Below are 21,422 nucleotides of genomic sequence, written 5' to 3' on the forward strand. Positions count from 1 at the left end.
CCTGATTTATAAAGATGCTCCAGATAAAAACCGCTAACGACAAGACATGGCAGGTTGATATTCAAAAAGACGCTATTCTCCTTAATGGATCACCTTTCAACTGGGACATTTCCCCTCTTGGCCCTAACAAATACCACATCATAAAAGACGATAAGTCGTATACCGCAGAGCTGGTAGAAGCTGATTATCAGGCCAAAACATTCACTTTTAAGATAAACGGCGTTAAACAGACCGTGAGCGCAAAAGACCGCTTCGACCTGCTGCTCGACAAGCTGGGTATGAGCAATACCAATGCACAGAAAGTGAACGATGTGAAGGCGCCGATGCCAGGCCTGATACTTGAAATAAAAGTGCAGCCCGGACAGGAAGTTAAAAAAGGAGATCCGATCATGATCCTGGAAGCCATGAAGATGGAAAATATTCTTAAGTCGCCTGGAGACGGCGTGGTGAGGGAGATAAAGGTAGCCGTGAAGCAGAACGTGGAGAAAAACCAGATATTGATTCTATTTTAATTTTTTTGTGTTGCCGGATGGGCAGCACGTACTGCCTTGCCGCAACATGAGCACCATAAACGTTAACATTACTATAAAACGACCGTGAAGTATAAAAGAATATTGCTGAAGTTAAGCGGCGAAGCGCTGATGGGAGAACAGCAGTACGGCATTGACTCAGACAGGCTGATGCAGTACTCGCAGGAGATTAAGGAAGTAGCCGCACTTGGCGTAGAGGTAGCAGTTGTGATCGGTGGAGGTAACATCTTTAGAGGTGTTCAGGCTGAGCAAGTAGGACTAGACCGCGTACAGGGCGACTACATGGGTATGCTTGCTACTGTCATCAACAGCATGGCTTTGCAGAGCGCCCTCGAAAAACTGGGTGTCTATACCCGTTTGCTGTCTGGCCTAAACATTCAGCAGGTATGCGAACCCTACATCCGCCGTCGTGCCGTACGTCACCTTGAAAAAGGGCGTGTCGTGATCTTCGGAGCCGGCACTGGCAACCCATACTTCACCACCGATTCCGCAGCCAGCCTTCGTGCAATTGAGATTGAGGCGGATGTCGTGCTCAAAGGAACCCGCGTGGATGGCATTTACTCAGCCGATCCGGAGAAAGACCCGAACGCGATCTTCTATTCGAGCATTTCCTTTAAAGATGTGTTTGAGAAAGGCCTGAACGTAATGGACATGACCGCCTTTACACTTTGCAAGGAAAACGATCTGCCTATCATCGTGTTTGACATGAACACAGCAGGCAACCTGAAGCGACTGGTACAGGGCGAGAAAATAGGCACGCTTGTGACCATGGAAGATCTGGTTGAATCGGTAGAGGCAACCGCAGACAAAATCCAGGCTACGGAGAGCGCCAGGCCGACTGACAGAAATTAGTAAAACCTAGTACATAAGATAACACGAAGAACCTTATTAAGCTAAAATTGATATGACGGAAGAAATTCAGTTTTACCTCAGCGAAGCCGAGGAGTCTATGCAGAAAGCATTACAGCACACCAACTCGGAGCTGCTCAAAATCAGAGCCGGCAAAGCATCCCCTGCTATGGTAGAGGACCTGCGCGTAGATTACTACGGCACTCCAACGCCTATCTCCCAGGTAGCTAACATCACGGTGCCAGACGCTCGTACCCTGATGATCAAGCCATGGGAAAAGCAGATGGTGGCAGAAGTAGGCAAGGCCATCAAGAACAGTGACCTGAACCTGAATCCTCTTGTAGAGGCTGACGGCGTTCGTTTGAACATACCTCCGCTTACGGAAGAGCGTCGCCGTGACCTGGTAAAGCAGGCCAAAAATGAGACTGAAGGTGGCAAGATCGCTATCCGCAACATCCGTAAAGACGTGAACGACTCGCTACGCAAGCTGCAGAAAGAAGGAACTTCTGAGGATGCTGTTCGTGACGCGGAGGCCAAAGTGCAGAAGATGACTGATAGCTACATCGTGAAGATCGACGAGCTTCTGACCAAGAAAGAAGCTGAGATCATGACCGTGTAAGCTGCAGAGCTATACCTTAAAAAAGGAGAAGCCCGCTGATTGCTCAGCGGGCTTCTCCTTTTTTAAGGTATAGCTTATAGGTATAGCTTGTGTACCTTAATATAGTCTGCCACTTCGTCGGGCACCATATATTTAATTGACTTCTCCTCTTTGATACACTGCCTGATGAAAGTAGCCGAGATATCCAGCACAGGAGCTTTGACAAAGGTCACGTTCGGCATAGCAGGCAACTCGGTGGTCGTGGAGCCGGACCGCGGGTATACGTATACCCGGTGGTATTCCAATATCTTCTCTGAGTTCTTCCACTTCGGAAAGAGCGGCAGGTTGTCCTCCCCCATGATCAGCACAAACTCGTAGCTCGAGTATTTCTCCTGCAGGTAGGTGAGCGTGTCGATGGTGTAGCTCGGCTTGGGCATGTTGAACTCGATGTTCGATACTCCAAGATCCGGGTTATCGGCCACAGCCAGCGACACCATGTGCAACCGGTCGAACTCATGCAGCAGTGTATTGCTTGGCTTAAAAGGATTCTGCGGCGACACCACCAGCCAAACAGCATCCAGGTCCGTATTGGTGGCCATGTAATTGGCCAGTATCAGGTGCCCGATATGGATGGGATTGAAGGAGCCGAACAGCAACCCTACTTTCATACGATCGCCGGTTCAGCGTTCAGGAATTCGTTCACCAGTTTCTCGGCTTTGCCACACGCCTGTTCCAGGTTATCGTTCACGATCACCTTATCAAACTGGTCTTCAAACTTCATCTCAAACTCTGCTTTGAATACGCGGCTTGAAATGCTGGACGCCGAGTCGGTGTTGCGGGCCTGCAGGCGCTTGGCCAGTTCCTCAATGGATGGCGGCTTTACGAACACCGCCAATGCTCTCTCTTTGTAAAAATGCTTTATGCTGAGCCCTCCTTTTACATCCACGTCCAGTATCACGTGTTTGCCACTTTCCCAGATGCGCTCTATTTCAGATTTCAAAGTGCCGTAGAAGGCGCCTTCGTATACTTCCTCCCACTCCACAAATTCGTCGTTGGCGATCTTCTGCTTGAATTCTTCCGGTGTTATGAAGTAGTAGTCTTTTCCGTTTTCCTCGGTGCGGCCGCGCTTGTCGCGTGTGCAGGCCGAAATAGAGAAGGCAAGCGATGGGTTTACCTGTAGGAGGTGCTTTACAATAGTAGTTTTGCCGGCGCCGGAGGGAGCCGAAAAAATGATGATCTTTCCTTGCATCAGGGGTTATACAGTTTCTTGAATCCTTGCTTTAATGGACAAAGCTAAGCTTTCCGGCACAATTACGCGCTTAAGATGACCACATACAAGCCCTTTTAGGAGTTTTTGCTTTTGATGGCTTTCGAAGCAGGGAACGCACTCTTCGATATGGGTATTAAAATAGGACTGTTCTTCTGTGGAGGCCTCTCCATCAATCATCAGGTCCAATAACTTGACAATCTTGTCGCATTCCGACTCATGCCCGTCATCGGAAAGTTTCTGGTGCGTTTCTGTAAATCTTGATTCCATCTTAACTCAAAGTCTTTAGGTTATTCTAACTGTTATATCCCATGCTCTTCGCATACTTTTCCAACTTCTCTTTCAAAGAGTTACGGGCACGGTGCAACCTGGATCGCACAGTACCAATCGGTATATCCAGAATTTTAGCCATTTCCTCGTAGGTGAAGCCTTCAAGATCGCAAAGAATGATCACGGTCCTGAAGTCGACCGGCAATGCATTTAAGGCGCTGGCCACTTCGTCGCCAATCAGGTCCTGTACACTTTCGGTGCGCATATCGGTGGTGGAGGCTACGCCGCCCTCGCCCTCTACGTCGTCCGAATTGTAGTAGCCCTCGACCTCACTGTAGTCTACCTTGGCAGGCTGTTTGCTCTTTTTCCGGAACTCGTTGATGAAAGAGTTCTTCAGGATTCGGAACAGCCAGGCTTTTGCATTAGTTCCTTGCTCAAAGTAGTCGAAAAAGCGATAAGCCTTCAGGTATGTCTCCTGCACCAGGTCATTCGCATCATCTTCATCGAGGGTGAGCCTGTAGGCAAAATTGTACAGAGGATCCAGCACAGGCAGTAGCTCCGCCTCGAATCGGGCGTCTTTTTCCTCTTTACTCAACTGTTTACCTGTTTGCTCGCTCATTTGACTTGATTTTGTAATTGATAAAGTCGTAATCGCGTAATTATACGCAAATATAGAAATTTTAACTACATACCTTTCTAGCCGCGTTTGGGTTGCATGGAAGTGCTTCGGCATGTATAGGATAAGGCGCAATCAACCGCTCTAATCCTTATCTTTATTAGAAACATACGGAATTTCCGTACTTTCAGTAGTTCCTGCGCTTTTTTTAATTGATTTAAGTGTTAAAACTTACTTTTGCAGTTCCAACGACCCAGCGCATCCCCGAGCATGAGCCAAGCCATATCCGTTACTATTCTGACCAAAAACAGCCAGCAGTATCTTGCCGACTGCCTGCATGCCTTGCGTCGCTTTGCCGAAATAATTGTACTGGATAATGGCTCTACGGACCAAACACTGGCTATAGCGGGCCGCTTTCCGAATGTGCGCATCGTGGAGCACGCCTTTATCGGTTTTGGACCGATGAAGAACCTGGCCGCGCATCACGCCGTCCACCCCTGGGTCCTCTCCATCGACAGCGACGAGGTGCTTTCCCCCGAACTAGCGGACGAAATACTGCAGCTCGACCTCCGCGACACACGCAAGGTATACAGCTTCCTGCGCCACAACTTTTACGGCCGTAAGCATATCAAAGCCTGTGGCTGGGACAACGATTATGTGCTGCGCCTCTACCACAAAGACACAACCCGCTTCGCTGACCTGCCTGTGCACGAGTATATTCAAACGGATGGCTTACAGGTACAGGCTTTGCGAGGCACCATGGACCACTTTTCTTTCAACAGCATTTCGCAGCTGATTGCCAAGATGGACCAGTATACGACCCTCTTTGCCAAAGAGAAACGATTCCGCAAAAGCTCCTCCCCTGCCAAAAGCTATCTTAAATGGGCCTTCTCGCTTTTCAGGAACTATGTGCTGCAGCGCGGGTTTTTGTATGGGTATGAAGGTATGGCCATCTCCTTCTCAAACGCCAATGGCACTTTTTACAAATACATGAAACTGCACGAAGAGAACCAGCGCCTCGGCATAAGCTTGATCATCACCACATACAACTGGAAGGAAGCCTTGGGCACCGTACTCCGCAGCGCCTTCAAGCAAAGCGAACTGCCACGCGAAATTATTGTGGCCGATGACGGCTCGCGCGACGACACACGTGCCCTTGTCCAGAGCTTAGCCAAGGAGTCGCCAGTGCCGTTGCTGCACAGTTGGCAGGAAGACTTGGGCTTCAGAGCGGCTGAGAGCCGCAACAGGGCCATCGCGATGGCGACCGGCGAGTATGTGGTAATCATTGACGGTGACATGGTACTGCACCCCGATTTTTTGAAGGGCCACCGCCGGGCAGCCCGAAAAGGCTATTTCACGCAGGGGAAGCGGGTGCTGCTAAGCCCGGATCTGAGTCAGGACCTGATCAACCGTGGTCCCGCTCCCATCTCTCCTCTTTCGTCAGGTATAAAGAACAGGCTCAATGCCACGAATTCTCCTTTCCTGTCTAATCTTTTCAGCAAAGACAAAGCGGGTATCGCGTCTATCAAGAGCTGCAACATGGGCTTCTGGATGGAGGACATCATCCGGGTAAATGGCTTTAATGAGGATTTCGTGGGTTGGGGCCGTGAAGACAGTGAGTTTGCTATCAGGTTGCTTAACAGCGGTACTAAACGGCAAAACCTGGCCTTTGGAGGTATAGCCTACCACCTGCATCACCAGGAAAACTCGCGACAGAGCCTGGCCGCCAACGATGCTATCCTGGAGAGGGCCATGCAGGAAAACAGCACCTTCTGCCCGAACGGTATCGACAAACACCTAACCAACTAATAAGCGAATCCCATTTTTTCTATGCCTATACCTGCTGTTCGGCTAAGCCTGTGGCAGGTATAGGCACTGCTTTTTTTTAGTACTGGGTCGGTAGGTAGAACAATGGCATAACATCAGGTATAGGATGCAGGCAACAAAATTTTAGCTTTAGAGTAGTATAAATATTAGGCTATTTTTTATTACAAAATATATTAGCTGCATATATTATTCGCTCTAAAGCTCTGGCATCCTGATGCGCCTTTTTGCTCTTATACTCTTGCTGGTAGTTTCGCACCACTCACAGGCGCAGCAGTTCAACTTCCGAAACTGGTCGCTTGAGCAGGGCTTGCCGCAATCGCAGGTAAACGACATTTTGCAGGATGACAAAGGGCAGCTCTGGGTGGCCACCCTTGGAGGCCTCAGCCGCTTTGACGGATCTGTTTTCCATACCTATACCAAACGGGAAGGTATGAGCAGTAACAGCATAAGTTGTCTGTTGCTTGACAGCCGGCAACGTATCTGGATCGGCACTACTGACAGGGGACTGATGGTGCTTAATGGAGACAGCTTTGATGTGTTTGAACAGGAAGCCGGTCTGCCAACTGGTGGCGTTCACAGCATTGCAGAAGATCATCAGGGCACTATTTGGGCTGCTACGGACAGCGGTGTTTACTCCCTGGCTAAAGACAGTTTTGTGCGGCACAATGACCTGCCGCCTCTCCGATACAATGATATACTCATTACGGCCACCAACGAGCTCTGGGCAGGAAGCAACTCACAAGGTATGTACAGAATAAACGCAAAAGGGACAAGCAACTATACCATTGCCAATAGCGCCCTGCCCAATAACAGCGTCAATGCACTAGATCAGTCACCAGACGGCACCATTTGGATCGGCACGGCGAGCGGAGCGGCCACTTTCAAAATGAATAATCTGGAAAATTTTGATCTCCCGGCAGGTATAGAAAGCCCGAACGTAAGAGACTTCACTACTGACAACTACGGCCACCAGTGGCTGAGTCTGCATCTCAATGGCGTGCTCAAATACGACGGCCGGGAGTTCCAGCACCTTACCCGTTACAGTGGTTTGCGCACAGATAGAGTCAATTGCATCACCACAGACCGCGAAGGCAATATCTGGATCGGCACAACCGGCCACGGCCTGATGCAGTACCGCAACCCCTGGTTCGTCCACTTCTTCGATATGGGAGAGGTAAAGGAGCCCGTCATATCGGCCCTGGCGCAGGACACCAAAGGCAGGGTATGGCTCGGGACCGATGACGGCTATGCGGCTTTTATGGAAGGCGGTATCCTGAACTGGCTTCAAACCGACATCTGGCCAAAAGGGACTACCCTGCACAGCATGTGGGTAGCGAACGAAAACGACGTATGGGTATGCACTAGTAACGGACTGTACCGACTAGGACCTGGTAAAGTAGCCCATTATGGCTCTGCGCAGGGGCTTCCATCGGCTGAGGTATACCAGGCCATGCCAATGCCTAATGGTGACTTGCTGTTGGCTACAGCGGCCGGGTTAGCCATCCTGCTCCCCAATCAACAATATATTAAGCCTCTGCACCCGCTATCCCTCACAGGCAAGGTATACGCCCTGCACCGTGACAGCAGCGACAAGATCTGGATCGGTGCCGAGAAAGGTGTGTTCCGTTACGAAAACAATAAGCTAGCTGCAGCCAAAGGTCTGGGAGATGCGGATTTTCGCGAGATATTCACCATTGCTGAAGACGAGTCAGGTACGCTGTATTTTGGCGGCTTCAACTACGGCATCATGGCCTGGCACGACAAATGGAAGTCTCCTAAGGTATACAACTCAAGCAATGGTCTGCCAAACGAGGGTATAAAAAGCCTTTACGTTGATAACACAGACCACTTGTGGGTCGGCACCAGCCGGGGAGTGCTGAAAGTGCAGCTCGACCAACTCCACAACCAGGGCCGTCTCAGCATCCGGTCTTACGCAAACCAGGAAGGGTTCAGGGGCCTGGAAGTGAGTAACAGGGGGATTACTCAAACGCCCGACGGCACAGTATGGTTTGCCACAGCCAAAGGGCTAACCATGTACCTGCCCGAAATGGATCGCCGCAACCAGGTATACCCAAACACACTTATTACCAACATCATGCTTTTCCAGAAACCTACCGACTGGACAAGTTTGGGCTACATCATCGACTCAACTACCGGACTCCCGGTCAACCTGCGACTGCCGCACAACCGAAACCACCTGACGTTTGACTTTCATGGCATCTCGCTCACTGCTCCCGATCGGGTGCGTTACCGCTACCGCCTTAAGGGGCACGATGAGCAATGGTCTGCCGTCACGGATCATTCTTTCGCCACCTATGCCAGCCTTGATCCGGGCAGCTATACCTTTCAGCTGCTGGCCGCCAACAGCGACGGTTACTGGACCCCGAGCCCGCTCACCTATACCTTCACGATCGTGCCGCCAGTATGGCGTCGGGAATGGTTTATTGTCCTGATGGTCCTAGTAGCTACTGGCGCCGCCATCAGTGTGGTCAGGTTACGCGAAAGAAGCCTGGTGAAGCTCAATTCATTGCTGGAGCAGAAGGTACAGCATCGAACCCAACTACTCGAGGAAAAAAACCGGGAGAAGGAAATCCTGCTGAAAGAAATACACCATCGCGTCAAGAATAATCTGCAGATCATCATGAGCATGCTCAACCTGCAAACCCGGCGTGTGCAGGACCCCAAGGCCCTTGAAGTGATGCAGTCTGTACGGGGGCGGGTCAGGTCGATGGCCATTCTGCATGAGCGCCTATACCAGCACGAGGATCTGGCCTCGATCGATCTGAATGCCTACATAGAAGCGATATGCGAGGGATTGGGCGCTACTTATGGGATACGGGAGCGCCATATCAAAATCAAACTTGATATCCCTGCCATTATGGTGGAAGCCGATACAGCACTTTCATTGGGGCTGATTGTCAATGAACTTGTTTCAAACTCCATCAAATACGCTTTCCCCAACCGGTACGGGCAGGTCGCTATTTACCTGAGGTCGGAACAGCAAGACGCCTATACCCTGACGGTGCACGATGATGGCATCGGCCTGCCAACCGACTTCGAGGAGCGCCGCAAAAAGTCGTTTGGCTTGCAATTGGTGTCGTCTCTAGCCAAAAAGCTGGGGGGGCACATCGAATACTTAAATAATAATGGTACAAAAGCAATATTATATTTTGTTTTGTCACCGTAAGTTGATAATTTTACGTAAGAGTCTAATGCTATGACGAAACCAAAGATTCTTATTTCGGAAGACGAGATTATAATCGCAGAAGACCTGGCTGCCTGTTTAGAGGAGTTGGGCTACCAGACGTGCGCCATCGACTCCGGTGAAAGCACACTTGACATGATCCGAACCATGCAACCAGACTTGGTACTGCTCGATGTGAACCTGAAAGGGGACATTGATGGTATCGAGATTGGCTCTAAAATTCGGGAGGAATTCGACATTCCTTTCATTTACCTGACCGCCTATGCCGACAAGGACACACTGGACAGGGCAAAGAAAACAGAGCCTGATGGCTTCCTGGCCAAGCCGTTCGACGAAAAGAACCTGCGTTCTGCCATTGAGTTGGCCCTTTACAAGCACGATTCCGGACAGAAGGGAGTTGACAATGGCGCAAGCAAGGCGCCAAAGGAAGCGGAACCGCAAACCGATTACATTTTTGTAAAGGTTAAGCACCGCATCATCAAAGTGCATTACAGCGACATACTGTGGGTAGAGGCCTACGACAACTACTCTTTTATCGTCACAGCGGATCAGAAGTACCTTGTCAGCTCCACACTCAAAGACATGGAGCACAAGCTGCCTTCCAGCAATTTCGTGCGGGTACACCGTTCTTATATTGCCAACCTCGACAAAGTGGAGGCTCTGGAAGAAAACGCGGTTGTGTTCTCTAAAGGTGATATCCCGATTGGCAAATCTTATAAGAAATCGCTGATGTCGCGCTTTAACATTATCTGACAGAAACGCTACTACACCGGTAAAAGCCACTAATTGCCCTGACCTTTAAATAATTGAAAGGTCAGGGCAATTATTTTAGACGTACCCCTATCTTTGTGCTTCGTCACAGCATTTTTATGTCCCAGAGAATCACCGTCGTTTTTACCAGCTGCAACCGCTTCGACCTGCTCGAAGCCACATTGAAGACTTTTTTTAAGTTCAACACCTACCCTGTCGAAAAGATACTGGTAATTGAAGACAGCGGGAACCGTAAAGGCCTGGAGAAGGTGCTGCAGAAGTTCAGCTACGACAAGTTTGAAACGATTGTGAACCCACAGCAACTGGGCCAGCGCAGGAGCATCGAGATTGCCTATAGCCACGTAGACACAGAGTATATCTTCCATTGCGAAGACGACTGGGTATTCCTGCGTGAAGGTTTTATAGAGGACTCGCTTACTTTGATGGAGGCATTCCCGAAACTCATCACTGTTTGGGGAAGAATAGCAAAAGAGCTTCCGGCTGATTTTTTCGCGGAAGAAGAGCAGGAGTATCAGGGCATCAGGTATAGAGAGGTGAAGAAGGAGATCTTTATCCTAAATCCAAGCCTGAAGCGCATGAGCGACTATAAGCTGATGGGTGGCTTCACGCAGTTTAGCCTCGGGCAGTTTGAGCGGGAGATATCAGACTTCTTCAGTGACCTGGGTTACACCGCCGTGATTCTGGACAGGCCCTATACCACGCATCTGGGTTTGCATCGCCGTGTCCATTACCGCGATAGAGCCAACAAATACCTCAAACTTGACAACAAGTTCAAACAGGTGAAGGCCTCCGTCTACAAGTTCTTTAAATTAGGCAGATTCAAATCGCAATAACAAAAAAAGCCGGAGCTGATGCCCCGGCTTTTTTATTTATACCTGAATTCTAAAATTAGTATCTGTAGTACTCTGGCTTGTAAGGGCCTTCTACTTCCACACCAATATAAGCGGCCTGGTCCGGACGAAGCTCATCCAGCTCTACGCCGATCTTGCTTAGGTGCAGGCGGGCTACTTTCTCGTCGAGGTGCTTTGGCAGGGTGTATACCTGGTTCTCGTAGGCGGCTGCGTTTGTCCAAAGCTCCAGCTGGGCCAAAGTTTGGTTAGAGAAAGAGTTCGACATTACAAACGAAGGGTGACCAGTCGCGCAACCCAGGTTTACCAGGCGGCCTTCGGCCAGCACGATGATGTCCTTGCCTTCGATGTTATAGAGGTCTACCTGCGGCTTGATGGTATCTTTGGTATGACCGTAAGCACCGTTCAGCCAGGCCATGTCGATCTCGTTGTCGAAGTGACCGATGTTACAAACGATCGCCTTATCTTTCAGGCTGCGGAAATGCTGCTCAGATATGATGTCTTTGTTACCAGTGGCTGTTACTACAATATCAGCTTCTTTCACGGCATCGACCATACGCTTCACCGCAAAGCCGTCCATGGCAGCCTGCAGCGCGCAAATCGGATCGATTTCGGTTACGATCACGCGGGCACCGGCACCACGCAATGAAGCGGCAGAACCTTTTCCAACGTCACCGTAGCCAGCTACAACCGCTACTTTACCAGCCATCATCACGTCGGTAGCACGACGGATCGCATCTACCAGAGACTCCTTGCAACCATACTTGTTATCAAACTTCGACTTGGTTACCGAGTCGTTCACGTTAATGGCAGGCATTGGCAGTGTACCATTCTTCACGCGCTCATACAGGCGGTGAACACCGGTAGTCGTTTCTTCTGAAAGGCCTTTGATGCCATCGGCCAGCTCTGGGTACTTGTCCAGCACCATGTTGGTCAGGTCACCACCGTCATCCAGGATCATGTTGAGTGGCTTGCGGTCTTCACCGAAGAAGAGCGTTTGCTCAATGCACCAGTCAAACTCTTCGGCAGTCATACCTTTCCAGGCGTAAACCGAAATACCGGCAGCGGCAATGGCAGCGGCAGCGTGGTCCTGCGTTGAGAATATGTTGCACGAAGACCAGGTCACCTCAGCGCCCAGCTCCACCAGCGTTTCGATCAGCACGGCAGTCTGGATGGTCATGTGCAGACAGCCGGCAATGCGGGCACCCGCCAGCGGCTTGCTCGGGCCGTACTCCTGACGAATCGCCATCAGGCCGGGCATTTCCGCCTCAGCCAGTCTGATCTCTTTGCGGCCCCACTCGGCCAGCGAAATATCTTTTACCTTGTACTTTAGTTGCGTATCAATCATGTTGTAATATTTTCTTAAGGAAGCACAAAATTATAAAATTTCTCTGTCATCTTCAACACCAGATAAGTATACGACTGAAAGTCAAACAGTTTTAAATACAGAGGCCCGTGCCAATGGCACAGGCCTCTTGTAGGTATGTCTTCTTCGCAGTTATCGGTTCGTAATGATCTCGGCGCCAAGGGTGTTGGTGTTGCTTGCCGGAGGGGCCACAAAACCTCTGGCAAAAATGGTATAGATACGACCGGCGGCCAGCTGCACGTTTGGTACGGTCAGCACTACTGTTTGAGTACCGGCCAGGCGCACTTCCAAGTTATAAGAGGCGGCATCGACAGGCGTGAAGTCGGTTGCGCTCTTAAAGGCTCGGTTGCCGAACAGCACAGGTCCGTTGGTCACGGCCACGTCCACGGCAGGCGCGTCAGGCGACAGGTGCACAAAGCGCACGTGCGCTTTGCCGGCGGCAGGGGTATCCAGGTCGTCTTCCAGCACCAAAGGTTCAATGGCGCTTAACGTGTTGATTGCGAACACGGAGTAGCTCTCGTTTCTTTCCAGGTCCAGGTTAGCGTCTATCACGGTTGTGCTGGTACCTGCAGCATTTACCTTCACATTCCGTCGGCCTGCCTGCACTTCGAGGTAGCCGGTGTTGTTCGGGAAAGTAAGGGCAGCTGTGTTTACCTTGCTATTATCCACCAACAGGTCGACGCCAGGAGCGTCAGGAGAGGCATGCACCACCATTACATTGGAGGTTTCGATCATAGCGTTGTCATCATCGTCGTCATCGCAGCTTGTCAGCACCATTGCCGGCAGCACGGCCAGCAGCATGATTTTCATCCATTTCTTCATAGTAATCCGATAAATTATTTGTTAAAGATTTCTTTTAGCTGTGATAAGAACCAGCAGGTATAAGGATTGTTTGCGGATGGCCAATTTTTATGAAAAAAAAGGGGCTGATTAAATTTGTACCTTTACAGCGCACCATGAAGCACTATACTCCGGAAGAGAAAGATTTTATACAGCAGCACCAGCACCGCAACCCCGCCGAACTGATGCTGCAGGCAGGCCGTTACCCGCAGCTGCCGGTCACTGACCTGGTCAAACAGATCCAGGCTCGGCAAAAAGCTACTGACAAACTGCCGACCTGGGTAGCGCATCCGGATGTGGTGTTTCCAACAGCGGTGTCGGTAGAGCAGACTTCCTCGGAGCCTGCAGCGGCTTTTAAAGCCTCGCTGGTGGAGGGCAAATTGCTCGTTGACCTGACAGGCGGTTTTGGAGTGGACAGTTTCTTTTTTGCAAAGCAGTTTGAGCAGGTGGTGCATGTGGAGCAGAACAGCGAGCTTTCGGAGATAGCCGCCTATAATTTTAAATTGCTAGGTGCTGCTAATATAGAGGCTGTGAATACTACCGCTGAAGATTTCCTGCAAAGCTTTACCGGCCATGCTGATGTGCTATACCTGGATCCGGCACGGCGTGGCGAAAGACAGGAGAAAGTACACCTGCTGCAGGACTGTGAACCGGATGTGCTGCAACTGCTTCCGGTGCTGTTTGCAAAGGCGAACGCGGTATTGCTCAAGACCTCTCCTATGCTCGATATTGAACTGGCGCTGGAACAACTAGGCACCGTGGCACAGGTATGGGTGATCGCGCTGCACAACGAGTGCAAGGAAGTGCTATACCTGCTGCAGCCCCAGGCGGCTATCAGCCCCGAGCGCCAGGCGGTCAACCTGCTACCGGACGGCAGTATACAGTCGCTTACCTTTACCAAAGAGCAGGAAGAACAGACGACCGACAGCTTTGCCGACCCGAAGGCATATCTCTACGAGCCCAACTCTGCTATACTTAAATCCGGAGCTTACCGCAGTGTGGCCGGCCAATTTGGCCTTTACAAACTCCACCCCAACAGTCATCTCTATACCTCCGATCACCTTATACCTGATTTTCCGGGCCGGGCATTTGTCTGCCAAGGTATAGGGCGCTATAATAAAAAAGAGATTTTGGCCAGGCTGCCGCAGCGCAAGGCCAACATAACGGTTCGCAATTTTCTGGAGTCGGTGGCCGATATCCGCAAAAAGACAGGTATAAAAGAAGGTGGCGAAGACTATCTTTTCTTTACTACAGATATGCACCAAAAGCCTTTGGTAATCTATTGCCGCAAAGCGACGCCTCCTTCGAGCTAATTTTTTTTCATACTAATTTCGACCGCTTTAGTTTTCTCCTCTCTTTGCATAGTCCAATCCTACTTTTGGCCAACCCTACTTGTTTAGCCCATCAACAGGTTCATTCACAACCACATACACCCTCTGTTATACTTGCATAACGCTATATACCCATACTAGTTACAGTCGGTTTTATTGCTATACCTGTCACAATTCCGATTCGCTTAAATTGCTAACCGTTAGAAACTTAACTCGTAAAAATGAGAGTCCCGTCTGAGACGGAGGCACTATGTTCAACTTAAATACACGAAAGCTATGAAACGTAATAATGAGGAAAACCAGAATCAGAATATGAAACGTGGTAATGAGGACAACCTGAATCAGGGTCAGAATCAGAATCGTAACCAGAACCAACCAAGAAACGAATCCGGTGAATTTGAGAGCACTTCACGTTCTCAGAACAATCCTTCGGGACAGAGCAATCAGGGTTCACAAGCAAGAAGCAGCAACCAGGGCCAGGGCTGGCACGGTGATTCACAAGGTCATGCAGAGGCCGGTCGACAAAGCCATAAGAACGACAGTTCATCCTCTTCGAGCAGCAACTCCTCACAGAGTGGCCAGACTCAGGCCAGAAGTGGCAACCAGTCACAGGCCAGGAGCAGCAGTCAGTCTCAGGGCAGCAGCCAGAACCAGGGTAAAGGCTGGCATGGTGACTCTGAGGGACATGCAGAAGCAGGACGCCAGAGCAACAAGAATAACAGCAATTCAGGCTCCAGCAACGATAATTCCTAATAATATAGTTTAGCTGCATATAATACAGAGAAGCCCGTGGCAAATGCTGCGGGCTTCTCTGTTGGCTTAAACCAGTGCTACCAGGCTGCGTAAACCAGGTATAGAAGACACAAGTTGTAACCGTACTAAAATTTGAATGCTATGAAAAACGAGAAAGAAAATAAGAATATGCCGAAAAACCAGCAGTCCAACACGGGCAAGTCAAGCTCTAAAAAAGATATAGGCAATGACCTGCACAAAGACGCAGTGGGGAAAATGGGCTCCAACAACCCAACGCCACAAGCCCGCACCGACAACGAGCAGAAGAACCAAGGGCAGTAGCACAAAAAACAGAATGATAATCTGTATATTAGGCCAGCCACAGCAGTTGTATGTTGTGGCTGGCCATTTCGTATCTATACCTGCTACATCCTCCAATCCATGACTGCATACGAACAGCACGCTATACATGAACTCAGAAACTGGCAACATGAAATGCGCGGCAGACCTTCGTTGGTAAATAAGCTGGCGAAGCGTATGCAGGACAAGATTAACAGTTACATTCCGGAGAAGGTGCATCAGGCTATCACGGCCACCATAAAACAGATGGTGCGGGCCGTACTCTTTGGGTCTGAACTTACCACCAGAAAGCCTTATCCCTTCTCTTCTTTGCAGCTCACCGAATCCATCGTGCTGGAACGCATCAATTTCTATAGAAAAGCAGCTGCTGCAGAAGGAGGTATTACCGGAGCAGGCGGCTTTCTGTTAGGTATAGCTGACTTCCCGCTCCTGCTGAGCCTGAAGCTGAAAATGCTTTTTGAGATAGCCGCGCTCTACGGCTATTCTGCCGATGATTACCGGGAGCGCGTATACCTGCTCCACATTTTTCAGCTTGCCTTTAGCAGCCAGGAGCGCCGAAGGGAGGTATACCTACAGATCGAGCACTGGCAGCAGCAGGCACATCACCTTCCCGAAGACATCCACCAATTTGATTGGCGTACGTTTCAGCAGGAGTACCGCGACCACATCGACCTGGCTAAAATGGCCCAGCTCATACCTATTGTAGGAGCACCGATCGGAGCTGTGGTCAATTACCGGCTCATCAACAAACTAGGCACAACTGCCATGAACGCTTACCGCATGCGGTGGCTGGAAGAGAAAAAGCAGCTACATCGTTAGGCACCCATCCTCGTACTTTGTATAAGTGGCTCAGATAAAATCTGCCTGCCATACTATGCAAAACCAAAGAGATGAATAGCGTTACGATTCTAGAGTTTCCGTCTAACCTTGGGCTGAAAGAGCCTTCGCAGGGGCACGAGCCGGGTGTCAGGAAACTACCGGAATGGCTGCGCCAGCATCATTTTCATCAGTTAATCGCACCAGAGGCTACTCGGGTACTTCCCCCTCCTCCCTACCGCATGCACCACGACCCGGAATCGGCGGTGCTGAATGCAGATACGCTTGCACAATATGCCCGGGAAGAAGCGAAGCTCTTAAATGAGGTATTGTCTGAACAGAAATTTCCTTTGATCCTGGGCGGGGACTGCAGCATTCTGATTGGAAGTGCACTGGCCCTAAAACAGAGGGGTACCTATGGGCTTTTTTACCTGGATGGGCATACAGACTTTATTGAACCACCACAATCCGGTACCGGAGGCGCCGGAGGTATGGCAGCAGCCCTTGCAGCCGGTCGAGGTCCCAAGAAACTTACTGACATTCAGGGGCAGTCTCCTTACATACAGGAAGAATATGTTTGGTGTGTAGGCAACCGTGAGTACGATGACGAATATGAGCAAGTAATACGAGACTCACAGGCTACTTATTTCACGCTGGATTTACTTCGTCAGACAGGTATAGACAAGTGCGTAAGCTCATTTCTGAACATGGTAGACATCAATAACCTGGATGGCTTCTGGATTCACCTGGATGTAGACGTCCTGGATGACGAGATCATGCCAGCCGTTGACAGTCGGACTCCCGGTGGGCTAAGCTACGAGGAGTTTGACCGTATCCTATACCTTCTTTTATCCAGTCCGAAAGCCACCGGAATAGAAATTACTATTCTGGACCCTGAACTGGATCCGAGCGGAAAGTATACGAAGCTGTTTGTCCAATATTTTACAGATACCTTCCAGAAAGCCCGTACAGCAAAGTAAAACTACTTCTTCCGGCTCACCCATTTGTTGCCTTTCAGCCAGAAGCGCCAGGGCAGCAGCGCATCCTCACCGGCATAGTCTATACCTATCCGGGGGCCAATGGCTATACCTTCGGCAGGTAAGTCTATACCTTTGTCTTCTACCCAAATGGTGTCGCCGGTGAGGGGAGCGCCGTAGTGGCTGCGGTTTATACCTAAAGCGATGCTGAGCACGCCTGGTCCGGCGGTTAGGTTGGGCTTGATGGTATTCATGTTGCGGCGCAGCAGCATTTCTTCTATACCTTCTATTGGTTCTATAGCGCGCACCAGCACGGCGTCGGCGCTTCCTTCTACGTTGGTAATAATGTTGAACAGGTTGTAGATGCCATACACCAGGTATACATAGGCCACCCCGCCTTCGTGGTACATAATTTCGGTGCGTTGTGTCCGGCGGTTCATGTGGGCATGGCAGGCCTTGTCGTTTGTGCCGGAGTAAGCCTCCGTTTCCACGATCATGCCGCCGGTGAGAATGCCATCGTGGTCTGTGTAGAGATACTTTCCCAGCAGGTCCTGGGCCACTTGCACGACATCCGGTCGGGTATAAAAGTCTTTTTTGAGTTTCACTTATGAATGAGTAAGGATGAATAACTACTAATTGATCGTTCCTGATGATTACTGAAGAACGGTAAAACAGTTTTAAGCGGGAGGAGAAAACACCCTTGCCTATAGCCAGCAGGCTTACTTTGACCCGTACCTGCCTGGCCTTCCCTAATTATTCCAACACACTTCATCTATCATTCAGCATTAATCACTAACTTTGCCTTCAGATTGGTGGCCTTGTTATATCCAACGCAAGGCCTTAAAAGGGAAGTAGGTGAAATACCTATGCTGTTCCCGCAACTGTAATCTTCTTAAAAAGGGTAGCCAAAACCACCGCCACTGTGCCGCACAACGCATGGGAAGGCTGGCTGACCTGAAGAGAGCCAGGAGACCTGCCAGTTCGACCAAAATTGTCGTATGCTTTCGGGTAAAAAGCTGCACGGCCTTCGCTATACCTGCGCGCGCTGTTCCTGCCCTATACCTGCCTGCATGCTTCGGGATTTAAGCAAGCGTATACGTGGCAAAGTTTCACTACCGTCTTTTCTTGTGCCTGGCCATTTCGCTAGGTATAACTTCACCCGCTTTTGCGCAGCAGGATACTACGTTGTACCACCTGCGCACCGTCGAGATTTTTGGTAAACCCGCCGAGGTTTTTGCCTCTGGGAGCCGGGTCAGCACCCTCGACAGCAGTTTCATCCGCACCTACGCCTCCGGCTCTATAGCCGATGCGCTACAGGTCCGCACACCGGTATTTCTGAAAACGAACGGACCGAGCGGCATTTCCACTCCCTCCTTCCGGGGCACCAGCGCAACACATACCGCCGTACTCTGGAACGGCCTCAACATCAGTCAGCCTGCTTTGGGGCAGAGCGATATGTCCTTGTTGCCTTTAAGCAGCATCGGGAACATTGCGGTGCAGCATGGTGCGGCGGGAGCTACGTATGGCAGCGGAGCGATCGGCGGGGCTGTTTTACTCAACTCTCCAACACAACAAGAGCCAGGTTTTGGTGCGGAAATATTCCAGGAAGTCGGCAGCTTTGGACGCTACTTTTCCAGTGCCAGCGCCCGTTACAGCGGCCAAAAGGTATCTGTTGCTTTAGGTGGCTATTATCTGGCGGCAGAGAACGACTTTTCTTTCCGAGACTATGGCCGTATCGGGGCGCCTACCCGCCGGCAGGACCAGGCACAGGTGGCACAGCATGGTTTTACGCAGGATGTAAGCTGGCAACTCTCCCCCAATACCCGACTGGCTTTGCACGGCTGGTATACCTATGCTGATCGCGAAGTTCCACCAGCCCTGGCAGCAGCCAACACCAACGCCAAACAACTCGACCGGAACCTGCGCCTGATGACAGAACTTAACCACAGCAGCAACTGGGGCGAAACCTCTGTGAAGGCAGCCGTCTTCAACGATTATCTCCGCTACACCGACAACAGCAACAACTCCCTCACCGACATCAATACTTACCAGGTGCAGGCCGAGCAGACCTATACCTATGCCCGCCGCTGGAGTTTGCGGGGTGGCCTTAATCTACAGCACTTCGAGGCCGATGTACAGGGATATGGCCGACAGGTAACCGAAGACCGCGCCTCTGCTTTCCTGCTTTTCCGCTACGACCCGAGCAAGCGACTCGACCTGAGCCTGAATTTGCGCCAGGCTTTTGTGAAAGGCTATAACCCCACTCCTGCTCCTACGCTGGGTGCCAACTGGCTGCTGCTGGAGCAAAACGAGCACAAGCTATACCTGAAAGGCAACGTATCGGGCAGCTACCGGGTGCCGACGCTGAACGAGCGCTTCTGGCAGCCGGGCGGCAATCCGGACATCAAGCCGGAACAAGGCTGGAGTTACGAAACCGGTCTGCGCCACTGCTATACCTGGGGCCGTGTGCAACTCGAGTCTGAAATGTCTGTTTACCGCATGCTGGTGGACAACTGGATACAGTGGATGCCTGTCACGTCCAGTTACTGGACTCCCCGCAACCTGCAGAAAGTACGCTCCCAAGGTATAGAACTCAGCAGCCGCGCCAGCACTTCGTCCGGCGATTGGCGACTCGCAGCTACAGGTGCCTATACCTATACTTCTTCTGAGCAGGTGAAAGCCTACGAAGGAACCCAGGAACTGAACAGGCAACTCGCGCACGTGCCGCTGCATAAAGTACAGTTGGGAACAGATATCTCCTTCCGAACCTGGACATTGCTTGGCAACCTGACGCATACCGGACTTCGCTATACCGACAACAGCAATGCCGGCAGTCTGCCGGGCTATACCTTACTCAACCTCGCAGTTCATAAAAAATTCAACCTTGGTCAGTATCAGTTTGTCGCTTCGGTGCGCAGCGATAATGTGACCAACCGTGCCTATACCGTGCTCGAAAATGTGCCGATGCCACCCCGCAGCCTGGCTGCCGGCTTACGCTTTGTTATACCTTAATTTCATATCCATACCTCTCAACAACATGAAAAAAATTACCCGTTTCCGTCACTATTTTCTGTCAGCGGCTTTTGCTATAAGCGCGCTTGCTTTTACTAGCTGTGACGATGATAATACTACTGGCCCCACCGGAGAATATGCCCGCAACGGAGTACTCATCTCCAACGAAGGCGCCATGACCAAATCGAATGCTTCGGTGAGTTTCTACAGCCACGACAGCAAATCAGTGGAAAACGAATCGTTCAAGAAAGTGAATACGCCGCTTGTGCTGGGTGATGTATTGCAGCACATGACACAGCACGGCGACCGGCTATATCTGGTGATGAACAACAGCGGCAAAGTAGTGGTAACCAATGCCAACACCCTGAAGGCCGAAGGCGAGACTACCGGACTGGAAGCTCCCCGCTATTTTGCTGCCCTGAACGATGACAAGGCTTACGTAACCGAGTGGTTGGGTTATGACCCCGTCACTTATGTATATGGCAACGGTCGTGTGGCCGTAATTGACCTGAAAACGCTGACTGTGACCAAAACCATTACGGTTGGCGTGCAGCCGGAGCAGCTTGTAATAGCTGGCGGTAAACTTTATGTAGCGAACAACGGCGGAAATACCGTAACGGTCATCAACACCGCAACAGACGCCATCGAAACCGCTATTACAGTAAACGACGGCCCCAACAGCCTGGCCTTGGACCGTAACAATATGCTTTGGGTGAGCAGCCAGGGTATAAAAGCCTACGATCCGGTTGACTGGTTGGTGAGCGAAGAGAGCAGCACGCCTGGCTCGCTTGCTAAAATCAACACGACCAGCAACTCTGTAGTGGCTATACTTACTTTCAGCCAAAACGCACCGGCTCCGGGCAAACTCACACCAAACCTGAACGGCGATAAACTCTACTATGTGTTCAACAACAAGGTATGGGTACAGGATGTGAACACGACTTCACTGGCTTCTCAACCGCTCATTGACCGGGGCACTTATGTAGCTTATGGGTTCAATGGGTTGGGTGTGGAACCTGCAAGCGGCACTATTTACGCCGGCAAAGCAACTGACTACGCCTCCAACGGCTGGGTAGTACGTTACAATCCGCAGAGCGGCGCTGCTGTAGATTCCTTCCGGGTAGGTATAGCACCAAACGGGTTTCTATTCCGTTAGAAATCGACCTTTCTAAAAGCACGATGCCCGGCACTCACTAACAGAGCGCCG

Annotated in this window: 21 protein-coding genes and 1 riboswitch; of the genes, 14 read left to right on the plus strand and 7 right to left on the minus strand. The window is 50.7% G+C overall.

The window, feature by feature from the left end:
- Window positions 1–14: 14 nt before the first annotated feature.
- The 3 genes from L1278_RS02580 (at window position 15) to frr (ending at window position 1,998) form a co-directional block, all read left to right on the plus strand.
- A complete protein-coding gene (locus tag L1278_RS02580) occupies window positions 15–512 on the plus strand; it encodes a biotin/lipoyl-containing protein (protein ID WP_253400903.1) in 498 nt (165 codons plus the stop codon).
- Window positions 513–596: 84 nt separating this feature from the next.
- Entirely contained in the window at window positions 597–1,382 is a 786-nt protein-coding gene (gene pyrH / locus L1278_RS02585) for a UMP kinase (RefSeq protein WP_253400904.1), read from the plus strand.
- A gap of 52 nt (window positions 1,383–1,434) precedes the next feature.
- Window positions 1,435–1,998, plus strand: a complete 564-nt coding sequence (gene frr, locus L1278_RS02590; RefSeq protein ID WP_253400905.1) for a ribosome recycling factor — start codon at window positions 1,435–1,437, stop codon at window positions 1,996–1,998.
- Window positions 1,999–2,072: 74 nt separating this feature from the next.
- Here frr and nadD read toward each other — a convergent pair whose 3' ends face one another.
- Genes nadD through L1278_RS02610 form a run of 4 tightly spaced genes read right to left on the minus strand, consistent with a single transcriptional unit; the run spans window position 2,073 to window position 4,133 of the window.
- Window positions 2,073–2,645, minus strand: a complete 573-nt coding sequence (nadD, locus tag L1278_RS02595; RefSeq protein WP_253400906.1) for a nicotinate (nicotinamide) nucleotide adenylyltransferase — start codon at window positions 2,643–2,645, stop codon at window positions 2,073–2,075.
- On the minus strand, window positions 2,642–3,226 hold the full coding sequence (gene gmk, locus L1278_RS02600; protein ID WP_253400907.1) for a guanylate kinase: 585 nt from the start codon (window positions 3,224–3,226) through the stop codon (window positions 2,642–2,644). Before gmk ends, nadD begins: the two co-directional genes overlap by 4 nt.
- 6 nt (window positions 3,227–3,232) lie before the next feature.
- The gene (locus tag L1278_RS02605) at window positions 3,233–3,514 is read right to left on the minus strand and encodes a zf-HC2 domain-containing protein (RefSeq protein ID WP_253400908.1); all 282 of its coding nucleotides are present in this window, start codon (window positions 3,512–3,514) and stop codon (window positions 3,233–3,235) included.
- Window positions 3,515–3,539: 25 nt separating this feature from the next.
- Entirely contained in the window at window positions 3,540–4,133 is a 594-nt protein-coding gene (locus L1278_RS02610) for a sigma-70 family RNA polymerase sigma factor (RefSeq protein ID WP_007653448.1), read from the minus strand.
- A 267-nt stretch (window positions 4,134–4,400) separates the two neighbouring features.
- Here L1278_RS02610 and L1278_RS02615 point away from each other — a divergent pair, with 267 nt between their 5' ends.
- The 4 genes from L1278_RS02615 to L1278_RS02630 all read left to right on the plus strand — a co-directional run bounded on the left by L1278_RS02615 (window position 4,401) and on the right by L1278_RS02630 (window position 10,766).
- Window positions 4,401–5,939: a glycosyltransferase gene (locus tag L1278_RS02615; protein WP_253400909.1), complete on the plus strand. Its 1,539-nt coding sequence runs from the start codon at window positions 4,401–4,403 to the stop codon at window positions 5,937–5,939.
- A 232-nt stretch (window positions 5,940–6,171) separates the two neighbouring features.
- Window positions 6,172–9,144, plus strand: a complete 2,973-nt coding sequence (locus tag L1278_RS02620; protein ID WP_253400910.1) for a two-component regulator propeller domain-containing protein — start codon at window positions 6,172–6,174, stop codon at window positions 9,142–9,144.
- A 30-nt stretch (window positions 9,145–9,174) separates the two neighbouring features.
- Window positions 9,175–9,915 carry a LytTR family DNA-binding domain-containing protein gene (locus L1278_RS02625; RefSeq protein WP_253400911.1) on the plus strand — a complete coding sequence of 247 codons (741 nt, stop codon included), beginning with the start codon at window positions 9,175–9,177 and terminating at the stop codon, window positions 9,913–9,915.
- Window positions 9,916–10,031: 116 nt separating this feature from the next.
- Window positions 10,032–10,766, plus strand: a complete 735-nt coding sequence (locus tag L1278_RS02630; protein WP_253400912.1) for a glycosyltransferase family 2 protein — start codon at window positions 10,032–10,034, stop codon at window positions 10,764–10,766.
- 55 nt (window positions 10,767–10,821) lie between these two features.
- On the opposite strand, the gene ahcY is transcribed toward L1278_RS02630, so the two are convergent.
- Both ahcY and L1278_RS02640 read right to left on the minus strand, forming a co-directional pair.
- Window positions 10,822–12,129: an adenosylhomocysteinase gene (ahcY, locus tag L1278_RS02635; RefSeq protein ID WP_253400913.1), complete on the minus strand. Its 1,308-nt coding sequence runs from the start codon at window positions 12,127–12,129 to the stop codon at window positions 10,822–10,824.
- 150 nt (window positions 12,130–12,279) lie between these two features.
- Window positions 12,280–12,969 (minus strand): DUF4397 domain-containing protein, encoded by a 690-nt coding sequence (locus tag L1278_RS02640; protein ID WP_253400914.1) that lies wholly within the window; start codon window positions 12,967–12,969, stop codon window positions 12,280–12,282.
- A gap of 134 nt (window positions 12,970–13,103) precedes the next feature.
- Here L1278_RS02640 and L1278_RS02645 point away from each other — a divergent pair, with 134 nt between their 5' ends.
- The 5 genes from L1278_RS02645 (at window position 13,104) to L1278_RS02665 (ending at window position 17,206) form a co-directional block, all read left to right on the plus strand.
- The gene (locus L1278_RS02645; RefSeq protein ID WP_253400915.1) at window positions 13,104–14,300 is read left to right on the plus strand and encodes a class I SAM-dependent methyltransferase; all 1,197 of its coding nucleotides are present in this window, start codon (window positions 13,104–13,106) and stop codon (window positions 14,298–14,300) included.
- A 294-nt stretch (window positions 14,301–14,594) separates the two neighbouring features.
- Window positions 14,595–15,071 carry a hypothetical protein gene (locus L1278_RS02650; protein WP_253400916.1) on the plus strand — a complete coding sequence of 159 codons (477 nt, stop codon included), beginning with the start codon at window positions 14,595–14,597 and terminating at the stop codon, window positions 15,069–15,071.
- A gap of 141 nt (window positions 15,072–15,212) precedes the next feature.
- A complete protein-coding gene (locus L1278_RS02655; RefSeq protein ID WP_253400917.1) occupies window positions 15,213–15,392 on the plus strand; it encodes a hypothetical protein in 180 nt (59 codons plus the stop codon).
- 99 nt (window positions 15,393–15,491) lie between these two features.
- Window positions 15,492–16,229: an EcsC family protein gene (locus L1278_RS02660; RefSeq protein WP_253400918.1), complete on the plus strand. Its 738-nt coding sequence runs from the start codon at window positions 15,492–15,494 to the stop codon at window positions 16,227–16,229.
- Between the two features lie 71 nt (window positions 16,230–16,300).
- Window positions 16,301–17,206 (plus strand): arginase family protein, encoded by a 906-nt coding sequence (locus L1278_RS02665; RefSeq protein ID WP_253400919.1) that lies wholly within the window; start codon window positions 16,301–16,303, stop codon window positions 17,204–17,206.
- A gap of 2 nt (window positions 17,207–17,208) precedes the next feature.
- Here the strand turns inward: L1278_RS02665 and L1278_RS02670 are convergent, their stop codons facing one another.
- The gene (locus L1278_RS02670; protein WP_253400920.1) at window positions 17,209–17,808 is read right to left on the minus strand and encodes a DNA-3-methyladenine glycosylase; all 600 of its coding nucleotides are present in this window, start codon (window positions 17,806–17,808) and stop codon (window positions 17,209–17,211) included.
- 188 nt (window positions 17,809–17,996) lie between these two features.
- A riboswitch (cobalamin riboswitch) is annotated at window positions 17,997–18,199 on the plus strand.
- 102 nt (window positions 18,200–18,301) lie between these two features.
- Between L1278_RS02670 and L1278_RS02675 the strand changes: the two genes are divergently transcribed.
- Both L1278_RS02675 and L1278_RS02680 read left to right on the plus strand, forming a co-directional pair.
- Complete coding sequence (locus L1278_RS02675) at window positions 18,302–20,215, plus strand: TonB-dependent receptor domain-containing protein (RefSeq protein WP_253400921.1); 1,914 nt, start codon at window positions 18,302–18,304, stop codon at window positions 20,213–20,215.
- A gap of 25 nt (window positions 20,216–20,240) precedes the next feature.
- A complete protein-coding gene (locus tag L1278_RS02680) occupies window positions 20,241–21,371 on the plus strand; it encodes a DUF5074 domain-containing protein (RefSeq protein ID WP_253400922.1) in 1,131 nt (376 codons plus the stop codon).
- The last annotated feature ends 51 nt before the right edge of the window (window positions 21,372–21,422 follow it).

It is taken from the genome of Pontibacter sp. HSC-36F09 (assembly GCF_024171605.1).
In the GTDB taxonomy this organism is placed as follows: domain Bacteria; phylum Bacteroidota; class Bacteroidia; order Cytophagales; family Hymenobacteraceae; genus Pontibacter.